This is a genomic window from Methylocystis sp. NC52PC, assembly GCF_055698645.1.
In genome coordinates, this window is the sequence record NZ_CP170127.1 from 179,632 (window position 1) to 201,235 (window position 21,604).

General features: G+C 60.1%; 18 protein-coding genes and 1 pseudogene. 11 read left to right on the top strand and 8 right to left on the bottom strand.

Annotated elements, in window-relative coordinates:
• Positions 1-22: 22 nt before the first annotated feature.
• A complete protein-coding gene (locus ACETII_RS02550) occupies positions 23-1,462 on the bottom strand; it encodes an O-antigen ligase family protein (protein WP_472786984.1) in 1,440 nt (479 codons plus the stop codon).
• 133 nt (positions 1,463-1,595) lie between these two features.
• Positions 1,596-3,041 carry an exopolysaccharide biosynthesis polyprenyl glycosylphosphotransferase gene (locus ACETII_RS02555; protein ID WP_472786985.1) on the bottom strand — a complete coding sequence of 482 codons (1,446 nt, stop codon included), beginning with the start codon at positions 3,039-3,041 and terminating at the stop codon, positions 1,596-1,598.
• Positions 3,042-3,143: 102 nt separating this feature from the next.
• Between ACETII_RS02555 and ACETII_RS02560 the strand changes: the two are divergent.
• The 4 genes and pseudogenes from ACETII_RS02560 (at position 3,144) to ACETII_RS02575 (ending at position 8,046) form a co-directional block, all read left to right on the top strand.
• Positions 3,144-4,393, top strand: a pseudogene (locus tag ACETII_RS02560) (IS3 family transposase).
• A gap of 400 nt (positions 4,394-4,793) precedes the next feature.
• Positions 4,794-5,729, top strand: a complete 936-nt coding sequence (locus ACETII_RS02565) for a metallophosphoesterase family protein (RefSeq protein ID WP_472786986.1) — start codon at positions 4,794-4,796, stop codon at positions 5,727-5,729.
• A 198-nt stretch (positions 5,730-5,927) separates the two neighbouring features.
• Positions 5,928-6,449, top strand: coding sequence for a polysaccharide biosynthesis/export family protein (locus tag ACETII_RS02570; RefSeq protein WP_472786987.1), 522 nt, complete (start codon positions 5,928-5,930; stop codon positions 6,447-6,449).
• Positions 6,450-6,684: 235 nt separating this feature from the next.
• A complete protein-coding gene (locus tag ACETII_RS02575; RefSeq protein WP_472788210.1) occupies positions 6,685-8,046 on the top strand; it encodes an outer membrane beta-barrel protein in 1,362 nt (453 codons plus the stop codon).
• An 806-nt stretch (positions 8,047-8,852) separates the two neighbouring features.
• Here ACETII_RS02575 and ACETII_RS02580 read toward each other — a convergent pair.
• The 3 genes from ACETII_RS02580 to ACETII_RS02590 form a co-directional block, all read right to left on the bottom strand.
• Positions 8,853-9,434 carry a DUF3280 domain-containing protein gene (locus ACETII_RS02580; RefSeq protein ID WP_472786988.1) on the bottom strand — a complete coding sequence of 194 codons (582 nt, stop codon included), beginning with the start codon at positions 9,432-9,434 and terminating at the stop codon, positions 8,853-8,855.
• A 146-nt stretch (positions 9,435-9,580) separates the two neighbouring features.
• Positions 9,581-10,231 (bottom strand): response regulator, encoded by a 651-nt coding sequence (locus tag ACETII_RS02585; RefSeq protein WP_472786989.1) that lies wholly within the window; start codon positions 10,229-10,231, stop codon positions 9,581-9,583.
• The gene (locus ACETII_RS02590) at positions 10,228-11,607 is read right to left on the bottom strand and encodes a sensor histidine kinase (RefSeq protein ID WP_472786990.1); all 1,380 of its coding nucleotides are present in this window, start codon (positions 11,605-11,607) and stop codon (positions 10,228-10,230) included. Before ACETII_RS02590 ends, ACETII_RS02585 begins: the two co-directional genes overlap by 4 nt.
• Positions 11,608-11,884: 277 nt before the next feature.
• On the opposite strand from ACETII_RS02590, the gene ACETII_RS02595 reads away from it, so the two are divergent.
• From ACETII_RS02595 to ACETII_RS02605, 3 genes are all read left to right on the top strand, one after another.
• Positions 11,885-12,322, top strand: coding sequence for an OsmC family protein (locus ACETII_RS02595; protein ID WP_363349471.1), 438 nt, complete (start codon positions 11,885-11,887; stop codon positions 12,320-12,322).
• Between the two features lie 8 nt (positions 12,323-12,330).
• Positions 12,331-13,263 carry a S1C family serine protease gene (locus tag ACETII_RS02600; RefSeq protein WP_472786991.1) on the top strand — a complete coding sequence of 311 codons (933 nt, stop codon included), beginning with the start codon at positions 12,331-12,333 and terminating at the stop codon, positions 13,261-13,263.
• A gap of 314 nt (positions 13,264-13,577) precedes the next feature.
• The gene (locus ACETII_RS02605; RefSeq protein WP_472786992.1) at positions 13,578-14,135 is read left to right on the top strand and encodes a hypothetical protein; all 558 of its coding nucleotides are present in this window, start codon (positions 13,578-13,580) and stop codon (positions 14,133-14,135) included.
• Positions 14,136-14,169: 34 nt separating this feature from the next.
• On the opposite strand, the gene ACETII_RS02610 is transcribed toward ACETII_RS02605, so the two are convergent.
• Both ACETII_RS02610 and ACETII_RS02615 read right to left on the bottom strand, forming a co-directional pair.
• The gene (locus tag ACETII_RS02610) at positions 14,170-15,888 is read right to left on the bottom strand and encodes an AAA family ATPase (RefSeq protein ID WP_472786993.1); all 1,719 of its coding nucleotides are present in this window, start codon (positions 15,886-15,888) and stop codon (positions 14,170-14,172) included.
• 36 nt (positions 15,889-15,924) lie between these two features.
• Positions 15,925-16,278: a Rieske (2Fe-2S) protein gene (locus ACETII_RS02615; protein WP_363349475.1), complete on the bottom strand. Its 354-nt coding sequence runs from the start codon at positions 16,276-16,278 to the stop codon at positions 15,925-15,927.
• A 439-nt stretch (positions 16,279-16,717) separates the two neighbouring features.
• On the opposite strand from ACETII_RS02615, the gene ACETII_RS02620 reads away from it, so the two are divergent.
• Genes ACETII_RS02620 through ACETII_RS02630 form a run of 3 tightly spaced genes read left to right on the top strand, consistent with a single transcriptional unit; the run spans position 16,718 to position 19,475 of the window.
• Positions 16,718-17,800 (top strand): PAS domain S-box protein, encoded by a 1,083-nt coding sequence (locus tag ACETII_RS02620; protein WP_472786994.1) that lies wholly within the window; start codon positions 16,718-16,720, stop codon positions 17,798-17,800.
• 58 nt (positions 17,801-17,858) lie between these two features.
• Positions 17,859-18,515, top strand: a complete 657-nt coding sequence (locus ACETII_RS02625) for a methyltransferase family protein (RefSeq protein ID WP_472786995.1) — start codon at positions 17,859-17,861, stop codon at positions 18,513-18,515.
• A gap of 42 nt (positions 18,516-18,557) precedes the next feature.
• Complete coding sequence (locus tag ACETII_RS02630; protein ID WP_472786996.1) at positions 18,558-19,475, top strand: cation diffusion facilitator family transporter; 918 nt, start codon at positions 18,558-18,560, stop codon at positions 19,473-19,475.
• A 68-nt stretch (positions 19,476-19,543) separates the two neighbouring features.
• On the opposite strand, the gene ACETII_RS02635 is transcribed toward ACETII_RS02630, so the two are convergent.
• Positions 19,544-19,675 carry a hypothetical protein gene (locus ACETII_RS02635; protein ID WP_472786997.1) on the bottom strand — a complete coding sequence of 44 codons (132 nt, stop codon included), beginning with the start codon at positions 19,673-19,675 and terminating at the stop codon, positions 19,544-19,546.
• Between the two features lie 1,308 nt (positions 19,676-20,983).
• Between ACETII_RS02635 and ACETII_RS02640 the strand changes: the two genes are divergently transcribed.
• Positions 20,984-21,286: a hypothetical protein gene (locus ACETII_RS02640; protein WP_472786998.1), complete on the top strand. Its 303-nt coding sequence runs from the start codon at positions 20,984-20,986 to the stop codon at positions 21,284-21,286.
• Positions 21,287-21,604 lie beyond the last annotated feature (318 nt).

The following is a 21,604-nucleotide window of genomic DNA, read 5'->3' on the forward strand; positions in this document are numbered from 1 at the left end:
AGCGTAAGGGGAGAACCCGCCCCTAAGATCTTTGGTTTTCAACCCAAGACGAGCCCTTCTGACTCCACTCCCGCCGTTCCAGGCCGCCTAGGGAGACCGACTGCGAGATTCCTGCTCCCAGCAATGCTGACCAGGTTAGCGCTATCGCCTGAACCTGCAGGCTAAAATCCACAAAGGCATGCAAGCTGACCACGGCGCTCACGGCGGTTGCCGCCAGAGGCGCTAGCATTCGATCATTTTTTTTCAGTGCACTCGTTGCACAGAATTTCACCATAACCCCGCCAGCAATGACAAACAGAAGCGCGACAGGGATTCCTAAGCCCTGCAGTAATTCAATGTATGTGTTATGTGCCCTGTCCCAAAAGAGAAGCGGAGGCAATGTACTGTCACGATACATCTTAAACACATCCTGAAAGGCACCGTAACCGGTTCCGAGCCATGGGGCATCCGTTATTGCTAACAAGGAAAGTTTATAAACCGTGAGCCGATCTTCGGAATATAACCCATCGATTCTCAATCTCTCTCCGAGGAAACCTCCGTAGACGACGAACACCGTAGCGATCAATGTGACTGCGCTCAGGAGAACCGCGTTTGAAGTCATTTGCGCCGTCCGTCCACGGAATGCTACAAGAGCCATGAAAACGATCACGCCTGCTAGAGAGGAAGCAATTCCCCCACGTGAGCCACTAAGAACAAGCGCAGCGCCTTGGATGAAGGCGCAAACCGTCCACCACCCCCCTGAACCAAAGGCAGCTGCGACTAGCGCCAAAATCCGTTGGCCAGCATTAACACCGGCTGGGGCCGACGAACGCTCGAAGGCGCGCAGGGAGCAGACCAATGCGCAGATCAAGCCAATTCCGGCGTAGGTCGCGTAGGAATTGCGATTCACGAACGTCGACGTCAGCGAGTCGCGATAATGCTCCTTGTCGAACCAGAGAATGGTGTCCGGCCAAACAAAGAAGGCGAGGATCCCGTAGACCGCGTAGCCGAGACCAATCAGGGCGATTCCCTTGACCATGGCGCGCGCGCGGCGCTCGGAGCGGCAGAGCTGCAATGACAACCAAAACACCAGGCCGCAGGTTAAAAGCCTCGTCACCGCCAGAACGGTCAGGTCGGGGTTGACGCTGATCGCGCCGGCAATCGGTTCGCCGAGCGCGTCGCTCGCCATGCGCCAGATCGGGTGACGCCAGCTCTCCGGCATAAAGGGCGCAGTCTGCAGCAGCGACCAGACGACGACGCTCATGAAAGCGAGCGCGGGAAACCAAATGCGGCGCAAGGCGACGGGATGGGTTCTGCCGCTCCAGAGCAGCGCGGCCTCATAAAGGATGGCGAGCGAACCATAGTAGATCGCATTTACGCCCCAAGCGATCGGGCGGTTGGAGCCCAACCAGAAGGGCGCGAAGGCGAGGCCGAATATCAAGGCCGCAAACAGCTTGCGGTCGAATGAGCGCTCTGCGGTCATGGATGACGCCGGAGAGGCCGCAGAGAGTTCCGCCAAAGTTACGCTACTAGGCATGCACGCATCCGGTCGTTTTTGCGCATCTTCACGCGGAGGTCCCTCGAAAGCGCCCCTTTTCGTCTCGAGGATCTTTCTATCAGTAAGCGTTCTTGTCCCACAAGACGATGACCGCCGTCTTAGTGATGATCTGGAGATCAAGCCAAAGGCTCCAGTGTTTGATGTAGTCGAGATCGTAGTCGATCCTGCGGCGTAGTTTCTCCAGGCTGGTCAGTTCGCCACGGAAACCGCTTACCTGCGCGAGGCCAGTAATTCCCGGCTTGACGCGGTGACGCGCGGCATAATCGTCGAAAGCGTCCTCGAGCTGGAGGTTCTCGGCTTTGGTCGCGAGCGCATGCGGCCTTGGCCCCACGATCGACATGTCGCCTTCGATGACATTGAGAAGCTGGGGCAGTTCATCGATGCTCAGGCGGCGAATAAGGCGGCCCACCCGGGTCACGCGCTTGTCGCCCTTCGCGGTCTGAATCTGCGCGTGCGGGTCCGTGGCTTCGACATACATCGACCGAAACTTCCACAGCTGGAACCTTTCGCCGTTGAAGCCAACGCGCGTCTGCCGAAAAAACACCGGCCCGGGACTCTCGAGCTTGATCGCCAAGGACACGAGGATGAACAAGGGCGTCAGCAAAGCGAGCGCCACGCCTGCAATAAAGATGTCTTCTACGCGCTTGAGCCAAAGCCCCCAACCGGCGATCGACTGATTACTGACGCAAAGCGCGAGGCGATCCCCATCGAAGAGCGAAGCGTCGAGGATAGTCGACAGGGCTTTTTCGCGGGGGAGAATAAGTATTCTTACCGAGAGGTGTTTGAGCGAGCTGAGCGCTGAGGCGATCTCGGGGATCGCCTCCCAAGGTCCGGAGACGAACAGGCAATCGATCTGCCGTTCGGAAATGGTCTTGGACAGCGCCGCGAGATCATGGTGGCTTTGGAGACGCCGTTCGACGATGACCCGCACCTTCTTTTGCGTGGCGAACTCGATGTCATCACGCTCGATTGGCGCGCCGCCCACGCCAATCGACATGGCGCGGCTCATATGGTGGCCAGCGTCGATCCTATTGTAGAAGCGTTTTGCCAAAAAGGCGCGCAGAGCCTGAGCAGATAGCACGCTGCCGAGCGCCCAGGTGAAAAACCAGAGCCTCGAATAGTGTCCGGCCTGTTTTGCCGCCGCCGCTGCAACCGCCAGCATGGCGAAGGTCGTCACTTGGGCGCAAATGGACGCCTTCACTGACGGCGTGAGATCAAACGCTTTGTCGACGTCATAAGCGCCGACCGCTTTCGCCGTGTTGAACTGCAATAGGATCGCAAATGTCATGGCGAAGATCTGCCATTGCTGCAGCTCCATCGCGCTGTCGCGGGCGAAGCCGATGAACCAGGTTGCGACAATGCCGACGATAGCGATTGCAACCGCGTCGAGAACAACAAGTGCGGCGACGTGGTTATAGGGACATATCTTCTTATGCTCGGAAAGAGCGCAATGAGCCTCGGCAAGCGAGAAACCATCCTGCGAGCTCAGATCGGTTTTTAACATGTTTAGCCTTAAAGTGAGCCGTAGTAACAATAAGTTAGAGTTGGGGTGCGGCACGGTTAGGTGAGACAGCCGGCTGCGGTAATTTGAACCGCAACCGGAGATTTGAAAGTGACCAAGGAAGAGAAGGTTAGCGCCAGGGGCCGGCGTTTTTCCGTTCAGCGCAAGATGGCGGTCGTGGCCCGCCTCCTACGCGGAGAGCCGTTGGAACTGGTGGCTCGCGAGACCAATGTCACCATCCAGAAGCTGACCGAATGGCGGGATCGGGCTCTGGCGGGGGCCGCCTCGGCTCTGAAAGAGCGCGAGCGGGATGACCGCGACGATGAGATCGCCCGGCTGAAGGCCAAGGTGGGCGAGATCACCATGGATAACGAGCTTCTCTACGCCAAGATTGACGTCCTGGAAAACAAACGCCCTTTGGCCCGCCGGAGGCCGAGGAAATGAGCCGGGCTCGTTCTCTGTCTTTCGGTCGCATCTATGGATTGTCGCGCGTGACGCGGGTGTGGGGCCTGTCGCGGGCAACCGTGTATCGATCTCGCGTGGAGACGCCTGAAGACACTCCCCGACGTCGACCCGGCCCCATTGGGGCATGTTCGGATGCCGAACTGGCGGATCACATCCGTCGCGAAATCGAGGCCTCTGAATTCCATGGCGAAGGCTACCGGAAGATATGGGCGCGGCTACGAGTCTCCAGCGTGCGCGCCAGTCCCCGACGGGTGCGGCGCGTGATGCGCGAACATGGATTGCTTGCGCCGCATCGAGTGGTGTCGGCGTCGGCCAAGACGCATGACGGCACGATCGTCACCGATCGTGTCAACGAAATGTGGGGAACCGACATGACACAAACGGTTACGACCGATGAAGGCAAGGCTTATGTGTTCGTCGCCGTCGAACACGCCAACTCGGAGGTCGTCGGCGTTCACGCCGCAAAATCAGCCAATCGGTTCGAGGCGCTGGAGCCTGTTCGACAGGGCGTGAAACGCTGCTTCGGCGCGATCGCTCCAGAAATCGCCTGCGGATTGAGACTGCGTCACGATCACGGGTCCAATTACATGTCGGAAGATTTTCAGTCCGAGGTCAAATGCCTGGGAATTGAAGCCTCGCCCTCTTTCGTGCGAGAGCCCGAGGGCAATGGCGTCGCCGAGCGCTTCATCCGGACGCTGAAGGAGAACCTGTTGTGGGTCAGGGCCTTCCGCACGATCGAGGACCTCAGGGTGGCGCTCATCGAATTCGCCGCGCGTTACAACAAAACTTGGCTCGTCGCCAGGCACGGCTACAAAACGCCCGATCAGGTGAGAGCCGAACAGCTTTCGGTTGCCAAGGCAAACATCGCAGAGCTACCCTTGGCCGCCTGAATAAGCGCAGTCGGTTGTCTCAAAACCGGGCCGCAGTACACAATAAGTTAGAGTTGCATAGTCAGCGCCAGCGCGCAACCCATGTTGCAGTTCCGCAATGATACAAATTACAGGCCAGCCGCTCTGTGGCGCCACAATATGAAAATGCCTTCGGCCTATTTTTCGGCGCTGGAGAGGCTTACGTAAAACTACTTACCTCGTTAGCAAATGAGCCGATTGACATAAATCACTTCGTGCGACAAGCTTCTGCTAAGGTCAAGTGATGCGACTTGAATAGTTCCCAGCTCGTGAGGAGAGGCGCCGTGCGCTCTTATTTATTTACACGCGAGCGACGCGCCAAGCGCTTGCCGGAGCGAGGATCCTCCGTATAATGCTTATGCATTCGTTCAAGGCTATTCACATGATCGGCTTTCCGGACCGCTCCACTCCGATCGACCCCTCGCCCGACGACGCTTTCCGTTTCTCCTGGGGCGCCGATGCCTTGCTGCAAAATCTGCGACGCTTCAAATTTGACGTTGGCGGCGCCGCCAACCTGCTTCCATCGGCATGGCGGCTGTTTCGAGGTCAGCAACGCCAAGCGGGGGGAGCGGATCAAAGCTTTCTGCCTGCCGGCTGCCGGGTCTATGCGATCGGCGACATCCACGGACGGGCGGATTTATTGGAGTGTCTCGCGGAGCAAATATGGCGAGACGTGATCGAAAGACCGTGCGAGAGCGTGCTCACGATCTTCCTGGGTGATTACGTGGACAGGGGTCCGGACTCCGCGACCGTGATCGACCGCTTGGCGTCGAACAACTTCCCGACGTCTTTCATCCCGCTCCGCGGCAATCACGAAGCGGTCATGCTTCAGTTTCTCGAGGATGAGAGCGTTTTAGATAAGTGGCGCCACTTCGGCGGCGTCGAGACTCTCGCCTCTTATAATGTCGAAGTTACAGAGGTCATGCGGGGTCGGGGGTTCAAAGCCGCGCAGGATCGTCTGCGCCACAACCTTCCCGATCTGCACCGGGAATTTTTAGAGCAAACGTGCCTCTCTTATACGCTTGGGGAGTATTTTTTCTGCCATGCGGGCGTCCGCCCGGGGGTTGCACTCGATCAGCAAGACCCGCGAGATCTGCTGTGGATAAGAGACGAGTTTCTTGGCGCCTCCGAGCGTTTCGGCAAAACGATTGTTCATGGGCACAATGCCGTTCCGACTGTCGAGATTTTGCCGAACCGCATTAACGCCGACACCGGCGCTTACGCGACGAATGTACTAACAGCCGTCGTGCTCGAGGGCGGCGATTCGTGGATTTTGGATACCGCCGACGGCGCGGCGCTCAGTCTTACCAATGGCTAACTATAACGCTTGTGAGAAGTAGCGCGCTTTTATCGTTGCAGGCTAAATGACTTGCGGGCAAGAGGGCGTGGCATTATTAGAAATTGCGAATTCCATTTGGAGTGTTTATCGTTGAGCTTTAGATCGTTCAGACAGACGCATTCTATACTGTTGAGCTTTTTGCTCGCAGGGAGTCTGGCGGGCTGCGACACTATCGAGATGAGCACGGAGCCCTGCGTCGGGATTGAGTCGCATCAGATCGGGCCTGGCGGCGCCACAGGACCAATCGAGGTAAGGGCTGGCGACAGACTGCATGTCACCGTCTATGGCGAAGCGCAATTGACCGGCGACTATTTCGTGGACCCCGGGGGCAGCCTGTCGCTGCCGCTCGTTGGAACCGTGCAAGTCGCCGGGATGACGAAGGCCGAACTTGAACGGCTGCTCACCGAGCGGCTGCGCCGGGCGCAATATGTCATTGACCCCAAGGTCACTGTCGACATTGCGTCGTTCAAGCCGTTCTACGTGCTCGGAGAAGTCGAAAAGCCTGGCGAGTACCCCTATCAGGGCGGGCTCAACGTCGAAAGCGCCGTCGCGGTCGCCGGGGGCCACACCTATCGCGCTAGTGAAACGCGGGTTCTCATTCAGCGTCTCGGCGACACGGGCTATCGCGAATGTCCGAGATCTCCGAAGATCCTGGTCTATCCCGGAGACGTCGTTCGCTTGCCTGAGCGATATTTTTAGGTTCGCGGAGACGTCTTGTGCAGAACGCGCGCTTCGAATATCTCCCGCCAAAGTTTGGCAAGAATCACGGATTAGAGCATGGACGCCATATGATTAGTTAAGCTTTTCTCATTTGCGCATGGTAGGTTGCGTGTTTGCAAAAAGATCACATCGGCGTCGCTTTGGCGTCCTAGCTTTTTTTTGTGCTGCGCTATCGATACGCGATGGCGCGGCGCAGACTGTCATTTTGCCGCAGGTGAGCTCCGGAAGCGGCTTTTCAGCATTTGGCTACCAGGAAGACACGCTCAGTCTTCTCGCGCCGACCCCTTTCGCCCATAGAATTCGGCGTCGGCCGACCCGCAACTATCATGGGGTGTCGCTCGCGGGCTGGATGTTGTCGGGCGAGATGACCGTCGGCGCGACCTATAGTGACAATATCTATTATTCGAGCGTCAAGCCCATCGCCGCCGCAGGAATACGTCTGCAGCCGAGGTTTGTCGCCATTCGCGACACCGGCATGCATCGAACCAAGGTCTATGGCTCCGGCGATCTCACGCTGGTGCCGGATGTCAATAATTACAATCTGATCAATGGGCAGCTGGGTCTCTCCCATGTCTGGGAAGTGAGACGAGACTTACTTGTCAAGTTCCAGGGGCAAGCGGATCACTTTACCAGCGTCTATGGCTCTGGCGCGTTTCTGTTTGGTGAGAGCGGCTTGGGCGTGCTGCCGATATCGACGGCATCGTCTTTGGGCAGGAAACGCGATCTGCAAAAGTGGAACGTGCTGACCGGGTCCGTCGCCGCGCTCAAGAGCTTCGACCGTCTGTTCGTCGGCGCGAGCCTCAATACCGCGCTACTGGATTTCGAGCCGATCAATCCGCGGGTCGCTTATTACGCCTCGAGTCGGCGCCACGATTTCGTCAACTGGGTTACTGCTCGGGTCGGCTACCGGTTGATCCCCTCGTTCTACGTCTTCTCCGAGGGTTCTGGCAGCATTCGCGATTTTTACAATTTCACGGCACCTGACTTCTCCCAGGGAATCCCGCCGTTCACCACGCCGTTCGGCACATCCGATTTTTCGGCGCATGGCTATCGGGCCGTTGCGGGTTTGGGGGTTGACCGGGGCGAGGACCGTGAAACTGGCGAACGTTTGTTGCGCGGCGAGGTCTATGCCGGGTTTCAGCAGCAATTCTATCAGGGGGCGCGATACAAGTCGGTCGAGATGCCTGTCATTGGGGGGAGCGCCTCTTGGAGCCCGACACGGGCGTGGACGATATCGGCTCTCGCCACGCAATATATTCAAGACGCCTTCATGCCAACGACCGGCAATGTCCTTGGGAGCCCTGCAAAGGCCTTCCTGTCGCAAGTAAGGATCGACTACGCCTTATCACGCAGCTGGCGGACGTCGGTTTTCGGCGGCTATCTGGATTTCAAATACGTCAAGGACGCCAATCCAAGTCACTATCGCTATTGGCAGGCCGGCCTGAACGTTTCTTATGAAATCTGGCGGAATCTCGACGCCAGGTTCGAGTACAATTATTTTTCCCAAATATCCAGCCTTGTCGGCAACACCTATGACCGCAATCAGCTTACGCTTGGCGCGACATATAAATACTAAAAAAAGCCGTCGCGGTTTTCAGACTAGCATCTAATCTCGCGGCACGTACTCCCGTTACTCGCAAAAACAAAAATTTATTGCCACGCTAATGCATTGGCTGGCCGTTGACCCGCCTCACGCGCCACCAAGTCGTCCGCCGGCCCTGACAGACGCCGTGCTAGAGAAAAAAACGCGAACTCCATCCGGCAGGAGTTCGCGCATAACATCGGCTCTGTATCGCGCCTGTCCGTGCTCAGTTCGGCGATGGACAGTTGCGGAACCAGCAACCCGGGCCGGGCGGCGGGAAATTTCCCGGCGGGTTACCAGGAAACGGATTGGGGAGGTGACCAGGAAAACGGACGAAGATCGGCCGCAGAATCCAGCCCAAGAATCCCCCAAACGGCGCCGCCTCAGCGGCAGACGGCACGGCGACCATTGATAGCGCGACGGCAAGAAGGCCGTATCTCAAATAAACTTTCATGACATCCTCCACCTGCTAATAATCTCACTTTACAGGATATTTTACACAAGGACAATAAGCACAACGCATCAAAAAGCTGCACGTCAAACTCTCGCGGGTGCGTAGGACTCTTGGCCCCGCTTACAATAGCGGACGGGAGGCTCCAGGTGCGACCGCCTTTTCAATTCTTGCGGCGAAGCTAAGAGAAAACAGACGATTATGCGTCAGGCCAGAACGTGACAACCACCACCCCCTATCTTGATTCTTATTGTAAAGGACGCGGTTTCACCTCTATTGTAAAGGATACGGTCGAGCGAACGCTTAGCAGTACAAAACTACTCAGCTTTTGCTGAACAGCTCACTCGCCTCAAAGCGGCGGCGTTTCCCGCCGACTTCCGGCCGACCGGCGGCGCAGCTCCGGCTCCACCAGCGCATATCTGATCAGAAACTTCAGCGCGCGGCTCCATGATTCGTCGGTTTCTCCGCGCAAGTCGGTCTGCGAGACATTCAGCAATTCCCCGCTGCGCGCGTCACGAATTCGAAATTCGAGATTTTGCTCCATCACGCTGATCTTACGATAGAAGCCGATGAAGGACATTTCGGCGCCGAGGTCGCGGGCGGCGTCGGCCTCGCAGCCGTTGCATTTTCGCAGCCAATGCTCCTTGGCCATCTCATGGCGCGACGCACGGCCATCGATGATTTCGAATAGCCCTGAGCTGGCGAGGCGTTCGCGCGCCAGATCGGTCATGCGCTCGAGCCGCGCGGTTTCCGCCGGGCTTTCTCCGGCAAGGGGGCCGCCAGCGCTGAAATCGTCGAGCTCCATTGCGAAGACGGCAAGTTGGATCGGACGGGCATTCTCGCCTAACCCCACTGAGGGAGCCGTCGCCAACGCCATGACCCCAGCCGCCAACGCCCGCAGCAGCCCCTGAAAAGTAGAAGTCATCGGCATTTTGCCCTCCCCTTCGACGCGACTTCGTCACATCCAAAGAGAGCGTAACGCCGAAGCGACGAAGCGCGCCTGGGCGCGGCGCCTGATCTCGCCTGGGCAAATCGCCTGCGCGCGCGGATGAACGTCAACAGGCCTGCAAGATCAGATCAGACGGCGCTGTCGCGCTCGACGAGGCCAGCGCCCATCGCCAGCCAGACAAGATGCGCGTCGGTGCGCGCGCCGATCTTGGACTTGATCTGATAGTGGTAGTTTTGCACCGTCTTGGCGCTGAGATGGAGAAGCGCGGCAATCTCTTCCGTGGTGCGGCCAGACGCCACGAGCCGCAAGATCTCAGTTTCACGCGGCCCAAGTTCGCTCGCGAGCGCGACGCCGTCGCCCAGCCGCTCAGCGGCGATTTCGCGGGCGACGTCGTCGCTCAAGGCCCGACCGCCCCGGGCGACGATCGTCACCGCGCGGACGAGCTCAGCGGCGTCGCTACTTTTCGTCACATAGCCGGATGCGCCGGCTTCGAAAGCCTTGAGCGCGAAAGCCGCCGCGCTATGCATGGTGAAAACGAGGATGCGCGCGCCTTTGTCCCATTGCCGAATATGCCGGATCGCCTCGAGCCCGCCGACGCCCGGCAAGGAGAGATCCATCAGCGCCAGATCGGGCGACGTTGCTTTGTAAGCCTGATAGGCCGTGGCCGCCGTGTCCGCTTCTGCGACGATCGACAGCCCCGGCTGGCGCTCCAGCAGGCGTCGATAGCCCTCCCGCACAATCGGATGATCGTCGACAAGAAGAATTCGGGTCGTGCTCACGCTTCCACCAATCGGCTGGTCGCGCAGGGGATGCGCGCGGAGATCCTTACGCCGCGCGCAGCGCTGCAGATCGACAGGCTTCCGCCAAAAGCGGCGATCCGCTCGCGCACGCCGAGAATGCCGCGCCCCGAGGAGGCGTGGATTTTCTGCGGATCGCCGCCTCCGTCGTCCTCGACGACCAGGGAGACGGCGTCTTCATCCGAGCCGGCGCGCTCAACGCGCAAGTGAATCTCTTTCGGCGCGCCATGGCGCATGGCGTTCGTCAGACATTCCTGAGCGATTCGGTAGACGCTGGTCGAAACCGAAATCGGCAAGGCCCCGAGATCGCCCACGAGGCCGAGTTGCACAACAGCCTTGGGAGCGGTCCGCGCGTTCCAGCTGGCGGCGAGGCGCAAGAGGCAGGCTTCAAGGCCAAGCTCCTCCAAATCCTGCGACCGCAGTCGCGCAAGCGTCTCCCGCAATGACGCCATCATACGTTTGGCGACTTTCGCGATGGCGCGGGCGTCTTCCGCCAGGTCCGGCCGATCCTTCGCGCCAGACTCGATCGCCGCCGCAAAGGCGATCATGGCCGTCAGACACTGGCCGAATTCGTCGTGCAGATCGCGCGCAAGCGCGCGGCGCTCGTCTTCCTGAACCTCGAACAGCCGCTTGGTCAGCGCAACCCGCTCGGCCGTCGTCTGCGCAAGACGTTCGGCAAGGTCGTTGACGGCCGCGGCGATCAGGCCGAATTCCTCCTTGGTGAACACAGCGATTCGGTGGCGATAGTCCCCTTCTCCAAGCTTGCGCAGTCCATCGACGATGGCTCTCGTTGGCGCAAGCGCCTGCCAGATGGCGATCCCCGAAAGAACGCAGATGCCGAAGGCCATCGTCGCGGCGACGCTGAGCACGACGGAAATCTGACGCCAGGCCTGGCGAATCGCCGCTTGCGGATCAGCTCTGGCCACGACGACGCCCGTATCCGGCGCGCGCACGGTTAAGAGGCGCGTCGCCGAGCCCGGTGCGCCGAAAACGCTTTCGTAAAGGTCGGAGAACCATGGCGGCGCCGCCGAGCCAACGTTTTCGGTCTGGCTGCAGAGCGTGCGCGGCGTATCCCCCGCCGGGGCGTAAGAGATGCACACGCCCGGGGAGATGAGGCGGAGAGTCGAAAAGGATTCCCAGTCAGGCGTCGGGAGGACATTGTCGCGCCGCATCGTCGCGCGCCACAAAATCGCGCGCCAGAACAAATTCTCGAGCCCATGAGCGACGCGCTCCGCCGAGGCCGTCGTTTCCGCCTCTATCGCCTTGTGCGCGTCGACCATCACGAAGCTTGCGGTGAGAACCAGACACGCGAGCGCAATCGCGGTGAGACGCAGAACCAGTCGGAAGATCAGCCGCATGGGCGCCGCCGTCAAATAGTGTCAGGACGCCATGATTAGATCAGTGAACGGCTGAAACGCCAAGACGACCGCGCCTCATCGGCAGGATGTCGGGCAAATTGCCCAACGGACCGCGTCCGCGCGCCATCCACAGAAACGCGCGCATGGCCTTGCCTGCCCCCCGCCCGGCGCCGCCTTGCCTCCAGGGTCTGCAACAATAATTGGAGCCTTCTGACTGTCTTGGACGGTCCACATAAATTCTACCAACGGGCCGGTTTTCGCGAAGCAGGAGAGGCCCATGATCCGCAGAGCACAAGCCGTCTGGCGCGGCGCCGGCAAAGATGGCCGCGGGGAGCTGACGACCGATTCCGGCGTGCTCTCGCATACGCCCTATTCCTACAAGACGCGTTTCGAGAACGAACGCGGGACAAATCCGGAAGAACTGATCGCCGCCGCGCATGCGGGCTGCTTCACAATGGCGCTCGCCTTTCTGCTTCAGACGGCCGGCCATACGCCTGATGAATTACACACGGAAGCGGCGGTGACGCTCGAGCCGGAGGGACAAGGCTTCCGCATTCGAAGCTCAGCTTTGACTCTACGGGGGAGCGTGCCGGGGCTCGACGAGGCGGCTTTTGTCGAGATGGCCAAAACCGCTGAAACGAACTGTCCGGTATCGAAGCTCCTCAACGCTGAGATCACCTTGGACGCCAAGCTGGGGAGCTCGGTTAAAGGCTAGAGCGAAACGTGACCAACGGGCTCGATCCCTATTCGAGAATGCTCAGCGACGCCGTCGAGGCCGTTTCGCCGTCGGTCGTTCGAATTGACGTGCGTCGCGGGGCCGAGCGGGCGGGCTCCGGCTCTGGCGTGATCGTTTCCCCAGATGGCCTGCTCTTGACCAACAGCCATGTCGTCCACGGAGCCCGCCGCGTGGAAGCTTCGACGATGGAGGGGCGCGCGCTCTCGGCCCGCGTCCTCGGCGACGATCCCGACACGGACCTCGCTTTGCTGCGCATCGACGAGAGCGCGGCTTTGCCGGCCGCGAGACTCAGTGATTCGACGCGCCTCAAGCGCGGCCAGCTGGTGTTGGCGATCGGAAACCCTCTCGGCCTCGAGGCGAGCGTAACGGTCGGCGTCATATCGGCGCTCGGTCGAAGCCTCGCTGCGCGAACGGGACGTCAGATCGAAGACGTCATCCAGACCGACGCGGCGCTCAACCCGGGAAATTCGGGCGGGCCGTTGATCACCACCGCCGGCGAGGTCGTCGGCGTCAACACCGCCATCATTCGAGCGGCGCAGGGGATTTGCTTCGCGGTCTCGTCCAACACGGCGGAATTCGTCATGAGCGAGATTCTTCAGCATGGTCGCGTGCGACGGGGTCATATCGGCGTCGCCGCCGCCACGGTCTCGGTGCCGCGTCGGATCGCGCTGCGGCTCGGCATCGGACAGGAGCTGGGCGCCTCGATCATCAGCATCGAACCCGACGGCCCCGCCTGGGAAGCGGGCCTGATGACGCGGGATATTATTCTAAGCGTCGACAACAAGACCGTCTCCGGGGCGAATGATCTCATCCGATTCCTCGGTCCGGAGGTGATCGGCCGCGTCGTCGCGTTCGACGTTCTGCGGCGCTCCGAGCTCAAGCGCTTTTGGGTTGGACCGAAGGAGCGTCAGGCGGCGTGAAATCACAGATCTCAGCGATCTGATCGAGGAGGCGGCGATGATGAACCAAAAAACGGTTATGGGCGCGGTGGCGCTCCTCTACGCTCTTGCCCTGATCGAAATTTTCATTCTTGGGTGGTAGAGTTGCAGGATGGATCATGCGCGCCGCCGTCGTTGGGCGGACCGCGCGGGACTAGGTAGGATCACGTATTACGAACCCGTTCTCGGCTTCGTATTGTCCTGGCGAAGTTGATGGTCGATCTTAAGATGCGGAGGCGAGCATTTCTAATCTGGATATCCGGCGGCTGACGCCCGCCGACCCGCGCAAGGGCGACGTGATCCTTCTACTTGCCGATACCTTCCAAAACCATCCGCTTTTCGACTTCGCCTTTCCCCGCGTCGCGTCAAGACGCGCGATTTTGCGCCGGCTTTTTCGCCCCATCGTCGAGGACGCGTTGATTTTCGGTCGCGTCGACGTCGCGGTTGCGGACGATATTGTCGGCGTCCTTTTGTGGTACCCGCCGGGGGCCTATCCGATGACGACCCGCCGCGCCTTGCGGGGCCTCCCGGATTATCTCCGCATCGCCTGCCGTGATCCCCTGGGCCTATTCAAACTGTACCGCATCCAGGCCACGCTCGATCGCCTGCGGCCGAAACAGCCGCATTGCCATGGCTACTTTCTCGGCGGTCGCGCCGGGGCCCGCATTGGGGCGATCCTAGCCCGCAAATTGCTCGAAGAAGTCGACGCGAACGGATGGCCGGCCTATCTGGAAACGCAGGACGCCCGGACAGTCGCGCTCTATCTCAAACTCGGCTTTGATCTCATCAAGAGCGCCTTTCCGACGCTTCCCGGCGCGCCGCTCACCTCCACGATGTGGCGAAGCGCTCGTTAGCAGGCAAAGATAGCGGCGATTGGTTCGAGCGGCGTCAGGCCGCCGCATCGGTTCTCCTGTCCGTTGCGGCCATATCGAGACCACGAAAGATCGCACAACGTCGAAAGACGCTCAGGTCCGGCGGAACCTGTTTATGGTGGCAGAATTTGGCGACCAGCTTCGTCAGACCTTTGATATCGCGCCCTGTCGCCTCGGGGAATGCGCGCACCAGCGCGTCGATGATCCGGTCATCCAGGCCGAGTGCGAACTGATCCGACATGACGCGCCAGATGCGGCGTCGGGCTTCCTCGTCGGGTGGATAATAACGAATCAAGGCGATGCAGCGGGATACGATGGCTTCGTCGATGTCGTCGACCCGGTTGGTGGTGAGGAAGAGCAAGCCGTTGAAATATTCGAGCACCCGCAGGAAAACGCCGACGACGGCGTTCATCGCCATATTGTCGTCGCGCCGCCGGATATAGACATCCGCCTCGTCGATCAGCATGACCGCGCCCCAGCGCTGCGCGCGCGTGAGGACCTCCTTGAGCGCCGTCTCCATGGTCGAGACATTGAGCCCGAGCTGACCCGAGTGCACGCGATAGAGCGGGCGCTGGATGATTTCAGAATAGACTTCCGCCGTCAGGGTCTTGCCGACTCCGGGCGGCCCGGCGCACAGCACGGTAGTTCCGCCCGACTTCCCCTTCACGATGTCATCCATCAGCAGATCCATCTCCGCCGTGAGAATGTCGATCAGGTCCGTCTGCTCGGGCGGAAGCACCAGCTTGTCCTTGAGCTCTGGCTGATAGCGGTAAGGCTGCATTTCATCGACATGCACCCAAAGATGCTGGTGCAGATCGAGATGGAACATCAAGATGTACGGATGGACCGGAATGCGCGTGAAGAGGCCCTCCGGTATATGGCCGCGCAGTTCCGCGATCTCGTCCTCCGCTGCGAAGCGATTGCTCTTGCCGGCTTTGCGCAGGAAATGGCCCAGAATGTCTCCCGGCGCCTCGAGCGTCAGACTGCGGTTCGAGAGCACGCCTTCATCATTGACAAGGCGCGCGTCGGCGCCGCTCGTCGACAGGACCACAATATCCTTACGCGCCCAATCCGTGTCCCGATGCGTCGCACTCGGGTCCTCGGCGTGAAATCCGATGCCTTTGCCGCTGAATTGCTGGCCATATCGGGAGCGCCACTCGAAATAGGTCGCACTCGCGGCTTCGAAGGCCTCGACGAGTTGCGGCGTCTCGCGCAGGAATCCCTTCGCCGCGAGAACCTCGCTGATCGTGCGGCCGCTGATGTCCCCCGCCATGATGCGGATGAGACTCGACTGGAGCGTTCCCTTGGCGTTGGCCTTCAACTCGATCAGAATCTTTCCAGCTTCGTCGTTCGACGCCGGCACGTAATCGATGCGCGCAATCACATATGGCAACGCCTTGGTGGTGACGTTTGCGGTGAACAGCCAGCCATGGATCGGCGCCACTGTCAGATATCTGACCAAGGCAGGCAGCGCGTCCTCGAGATCGCCGGCTTCGAACCGGACGCCCTCGGTCGCCAACGCGCCCCGCAAGGTCGCGAGCTGCGCCGCGCGAGCGCGCAATTCTGGCCCCGCGCGCCGGTAGCGTTCTTCAAGGAAATCCAGTTGCTCGCTGGAGAGATGCGATAGATTGACCTCCACTCGGTCGCTGAAGCGCAGTTGCGCGGCGAGGCCTTCCTGAGAAGGAAAACGCGCGATCAACGCTTCGACATCGCCTCTTGCTATTTCAATATTCATCCTGTCCGCCGTCGTTCCTGGCTTCGCCCTGATCTTCTAAGCGGAGGTGACGCCCGCCGGCGAACGTGCTGGCTTGATCGGTCCAACGTCGACCTGAATCTGATCGCCTTCAATGCGCAAGTCGTAGGGATGAAGGGCGTTGCGAACCACATGCGTCACGCATTTGCCGCTGACGCCGTCGAAACCCCATTGATGAAGCGGGCAGGTAACGGTCTTCCCGTTGAACGTCGCGTCGGTCAACGGCATATCCGCATGCGGACAGCGCCCACGAAAGGCCTTGAGCTCACCCCCCGTGGGCCAAACCAGGAGCACGCTTTTCTTACCGGCATGAAAAAGGCCCATGCCGCCCTCAGCCACGTCGCTTGTGTGACAGATAGAGGTGAACGCCATCGCCGCCGCCTTTTCGAGACGCAGATGGACACGATCGCTGCAAATAGCAGGCCAGCAGACACGCCGGCGTAAGGAGCAGAGGATCAGGCCGCCGCGTCTACGCGAATGACGCGCCTTATTCAGGGTGTGCAGCGTCGGCGTCGCAGGCCAATGCCCTGCCCTGCCCTGCCCCAGCGGAAAGCCTGTCAATAGAGTACAAGGCTTCGCACTGTGTTGCGAAGCCGACAAATAGGCGCTCTTACCGTTAGGCAAGCCGAGCCGGGAAGCTTCGTGGCGCCCCTGCTCTCCAAAACGCCCCAGAAGCCGCCGCATGTTTGGCTGATAACCTACCGCGCGCGCCGCTCAGAGCAGCAGCCAAACACGCGTTTAACGCCGTCGAACGGTTGAAAACACCGTGGCGAAAGCTACGTTTTCCCTGTGTGAAAACGGGACCCGCGACATGGACGAGGGCTACTCCTGGCTCCGACTGATGATCGACAGCTCTTTCGCAAGTCGGTTGCTCGTCGACCGCGAAGGCGCCGTCGTCTTCGCCAATCGGGCCGCCGAAACTTTGTTCGGCTACTCACCGGGCGAATTGGTGGGCAAGCCGGTGGACGTCATTTTCAAGTCCCCGAAAGATCGCAATCTTGCTGTGCCTCGACGCTATTTCCCGGGGCGGAGGATCGTCGGAGACAATGAGGAGATCAAAGGCCGAACGAAGCAAGGCGACGAGCTGACCTTACGCGTCGGCACATCCCGGATCGAGACCGATGCGGCGTCGTATCTGTCCGTCACCATCTTCGACATCACAAAATACAAGCAGACTGAGCTGGAGCTGCTTTTTCGAGGCAGCCAGCTCGAGGAGGCCAAGCGTCGCGTTTCGAAATTCGCCTATCTCGCCACCCACGACTTGCGCGATCGTTTACGCATGATCGCGTCCTGCTGCGACGCCGTTACGACGGCTCTGGCGCAGGGCGACGCAAAGGCGGCGGCAAACGCAGGCGAGATTGCGCTCGACTCGGCGTCGCGGGCCGAGCGGCTCGTCGGCGCGCTGATGGAATACAGCCTGGAAGCCTCCGCCATTCTCAATCTGGAATTTATTCATCTCAGAAGCGAAATCGATCTCATTATTGCAAAGCTCGCGCAGCAAGGCGACGCCAGCGTAAAGATCGCCAATAATGTCCCGGTCGATCTGACGATAAAAGCTGACCGCAACCAATTCATGCGCCTCGTCGGCAATCTCATCGAGAGATCTATGGCTGTCGCGCGCAGGCCCGCCGCGCCTCAGATCAACATTTCGGCGGTGCTGAACAAAGAACATAATCGCATCCGGCTGGCGATTGGCGGGCGCGATGTTGGTAAGGACGGACCGAGCGCTTCGCTTCAAACCCTGTCGCAAATCCCGTCCGAAGCTGGGCTCGCGGCGGTCAAATCGATTTGCGAACAGAATGGCTGGACCGTCAAGATCGAAACATTGCCCGACCATGGCGCTGGGTTCCAGGTGGATATTCCGCTCAACCAGCCTTTGGCCGCCATGCATTAGTTTAACGCCCTGGCCTGGCCGTAGCGCCCGCGGATAAGCGAATGGTTGAGAGCCGAACATGCCGAAGCCCGCCCTTCTCTTCATCATTCTCCTCTCGTCGCTGCTCTGGTTTGGCCTCGCGGTTCTCGGCTGGGGCGGGCTCGCGGCCTTCTTCGCCCATCCGGCGCGCGTCGCGCTCGTGATGATCGGCTTCGCGCTCGCCGTCGCCGGCTCCTTTAGCGAAGCAGGCCTGCGGACAGGCGAGCGGGAAGATCGCAGCAACCGCTGGATCTTCATCCCCTTTCTGATCATCGGACTGTTGTCCGGTTGGCTGCCGGCATGGTCCGATCGCCACGACTTTCTGGTGATTGACGGCGATAGCGTGCGCTGGCTTGGCGTCTTGCTGTTTGCCGCCGGCGGCGCTCTGCGCCTCGCTCCGACTTTCGTGCTCGGCCGTCGCTTCAGCGGATTGGTGGCGATCCAGCCGGGGCATACGCTGGAGACCGGCGGGCTTTACGGCGTCATTCGCCATCCCTCTTATCTGGGCCTTATCGTGATGATGCTCGGCTGGGGGCTGACCTTCCGTTCGCTGGCGGGGGTGGCGCTGACGGCGCTGTTCATCCCGCCGCTGATCGCGCGCATCCATTCCGAGGAGGCGCTGCTCGAAGACCATTTCGGCGACGCCTATCGGGCCTATCGCGCCCGCACCTATCGGCTGATGCCCGGGGTATATTGACGCCTTTGCTGCGAAACAGTGGAAGGATGCTAGACGATAGAGATGCCGCACGACCATCGCCGCCATGATGAGGCTCACGCCCACGCGCCGCGAGGCTATGATTTCGCCTTCGCTCTCGGCGTCGCGCTCAATCTCGCGCTCGTGCTTGCGGAACTGGCTTTTGGCTTTCTGTCGAATTCCCTCGCGCTGATCTCGGACGGGGTCCATAATCTTTCCGATGTATTGGGGCTGCTCCTCGCTTGGGGCGGATCCTGGCTCGCGACACGCCAGCCGAGCGCCTCCCGCACTTACGGCTATCGGCGCGCATCGATTTTGGCGGCGCTTGGCAACGCCTCCCTGCTGCTGGTGGCCACGGGCGGCCTCCTCGTCGAAGCTGCGCAACGGCTCGCCGACCCCCCGCCCGTCGCAAGCAGCACCGTGCTCTGGGTCGCTTCGATCGCGATCGCCATTAATACCGCGACGGCGCTGATGTTCATGCGCGGTCGCGAAAAGGACCTGAACATCAAGGGCGCGTTCCTGCACATGGCGGCGGACGCCGCGGTGTCGCTCGGCGTCGTCATCGCCGCGCTGCTTATTGGTCAAACGGGATGGTTATGGCTCGACCCCGTAACGAGCGTCGCAGTCGCTGTCGTCCTCCTCTGGAGCGGCTGGGGCGTGATGCGCGATGCGCTCAATCTGGCGCTCGACGCCGTCCCGGCAGGAATAGACCGACCCGCGGTGGAAGCCTATTTGGCAGGCCTGCCCGGCGTCACCGAAGTCCACGACCTCCACATCTGGGGCATGAGCACGACGGAAACCGCATTGACGGCGCATCTCGTGCGTCCACACGCCGGATTGGACGACCCGCTTCTGGCGGACGTCGCGCGAGAGCTCGATCGTCGCTTTTGCATCCATCACGCCACGATCCAAATAGAAAGCGGCGCGACGGAATGCCGCCTCGCGCCGAGCCATGTCGTGTGATCTCGGCGCTATACAAAAGGGGGCGCATTGAGCGGCCCCCTTGCCGGTTACCCCCACAGCAATCGAGATCACGGGTCCATGCAGTAGCAGGCGCCGCCATCAAAATTGTTGAAGCCTTCGGGAGCCGCGGAGGCGGTGCTGGCGAAGCCGATGCTCAGGGTCAGAGCGATGGCGGCGACGATAGTGGTCAGCTTGGTCATGGTCGGCTCCCTCATTTCTGTCTTCTCGTTCGATGGTCTGAGAGTAGTCGAACCCGAACCAGTTGGAGGTGCGCCGCCGCACGCGCATGCAGCGTCGGGCGCCATGACTTCTGGCGCGGGAGCATGAGTCGGAGAAAGGGGCGACGACACAAGACGCCCGCGACCTGGGATGGACAGGCGCGGGCGCTTTTGTTTTTTATTTCATCAACTGTCTGGAACTGAACGAGATTTCTTGCATTAGCTCTCAGGGGGTCCCTCGCTTGCCTGAGAGCTTGCCATGTCGGAACAAGTCATAGCCCTGGCCGTCACCCTGGAGGCATTTTTGCTGATGATCCTCGCAGCGATGCGGATTGTGGCAGTTTGAACGCCGTCAAAACGCCCCGACCGTACTCATCGACGGGGCGTTCCTGCTCTGCTAATCGCCGCGGGCGTGCTTCTCCATGGCTGCGGCCAGCATATCCGGTAAACCAATCAGACGCCGGAGCGCATAGGCGGCGTAGATTCGAGCGATGCGGAGTGAGCGTCTAGCCTTCATCATGGGACTAAGCTCCAAAGGGCCCCAGCTTACATCAGGAATCCACTATTCAGTGAAGGGAGACTTAACTTGGCGTTTCCAGCTGTTCTTGCCTCCCCCGGCCGCTACGACGCGGAAATAACTCAACCGCAAGCATTGTTACACAACGGAGCCTCAGCGATATTTCGCGAGTTTTTCTAGATCGTGTCCGTTGAATTAACTCGGCCCGATGCAAAGCGCGCCCGCACAGATCACCAGGCCGAGCCGTCTTTATTTTGCAATTGGCCTTCGGAGCGCCTTCAGCCGTTCGCGATCCACAGAATGATCGCCAGCGCTGCGACAAGCACAGACAGCATGATGGCGTAGCTGATCTCGTCTCGGATGATCATCCGCAAAGGATGTCATATCCGGAAGCGGCGCGGAAGGCCTGAATGGTTGTGCAAGACGAGATGACTCGTTCGTCTTGGCCATTCATAGGTAGAGAAGCACCAGCATCACCCCGCCGAGGATGACGGCGACGAGAATGGACCCAAGCACGGAATCGGCGACGGGAGCACGGAGCATGCCGAACTTTCGGACTTCGTGGACCGACAGTCAATTAGCCATGTGGACGCACCGCAGCGGATGCCAAGCATTATCCTTCGCCCGAGGCAGGTCAGACGGACTCCCTCCTGTCGGGCGTGAGGCAAGCGGTGTCGCCGCCATCGGAGGAATGGATCATCATTCTGCAAACTAGTAAAATGCAGTAGCATAGGATCCAATCATTCCCGAGCGCCCGCTGGAGTTTAAAGTCAATGAATTTGCCAGACAATCTTTCTGCCTCTCAAGGATCGAAGAGTCTGACAGCCAAGATGGCGGCTTTGACGGCTTTCTTGGTAGCGGCCGTTGCCTTGATCGACGCGATAAGCGCCTTTGCAGCCAAGACACAGCCATTTTTGTGCAGAGCAGCGCCGTCGCTTTGGTGGTGTCCCGCAGCGACGACGGCGCCGTCGTCGCCTATAATTCCCGATCATCTGGCGCCGCTGCCGCTTCCCAATCAAATGCAGGTTCCAAACAAAATGCTGCCGCCTGCAGTCCCGGATAAAATGCATCGTTGAGTCGTGACTGTCGGAAACGACGGGCGGGTTCAGGGAACGTTAGAGAGCCGTAGTCGCAGCCCTTGTGGGAAGCACAGCGGCCGGCAGCAAGCCAGTGGGGGCTATACCGAAAAGAGCGAAAGCATCGGCAAGAGGCGGGACCTCTGGCGATCCGATGTGTCGTCGTCACGCCAGGGATGTGCAACGCGCGGACTGGGCCTTTTGATAAGGCGCTTGCACTCGCCGACATTTGCGCTTTTGATGACTCCTAGCCGATGGGTTTATTGGCCGCTTGTGCGACATCGGAACGCTACGTCTAGCCTGCGCTGCGTGCGCCGG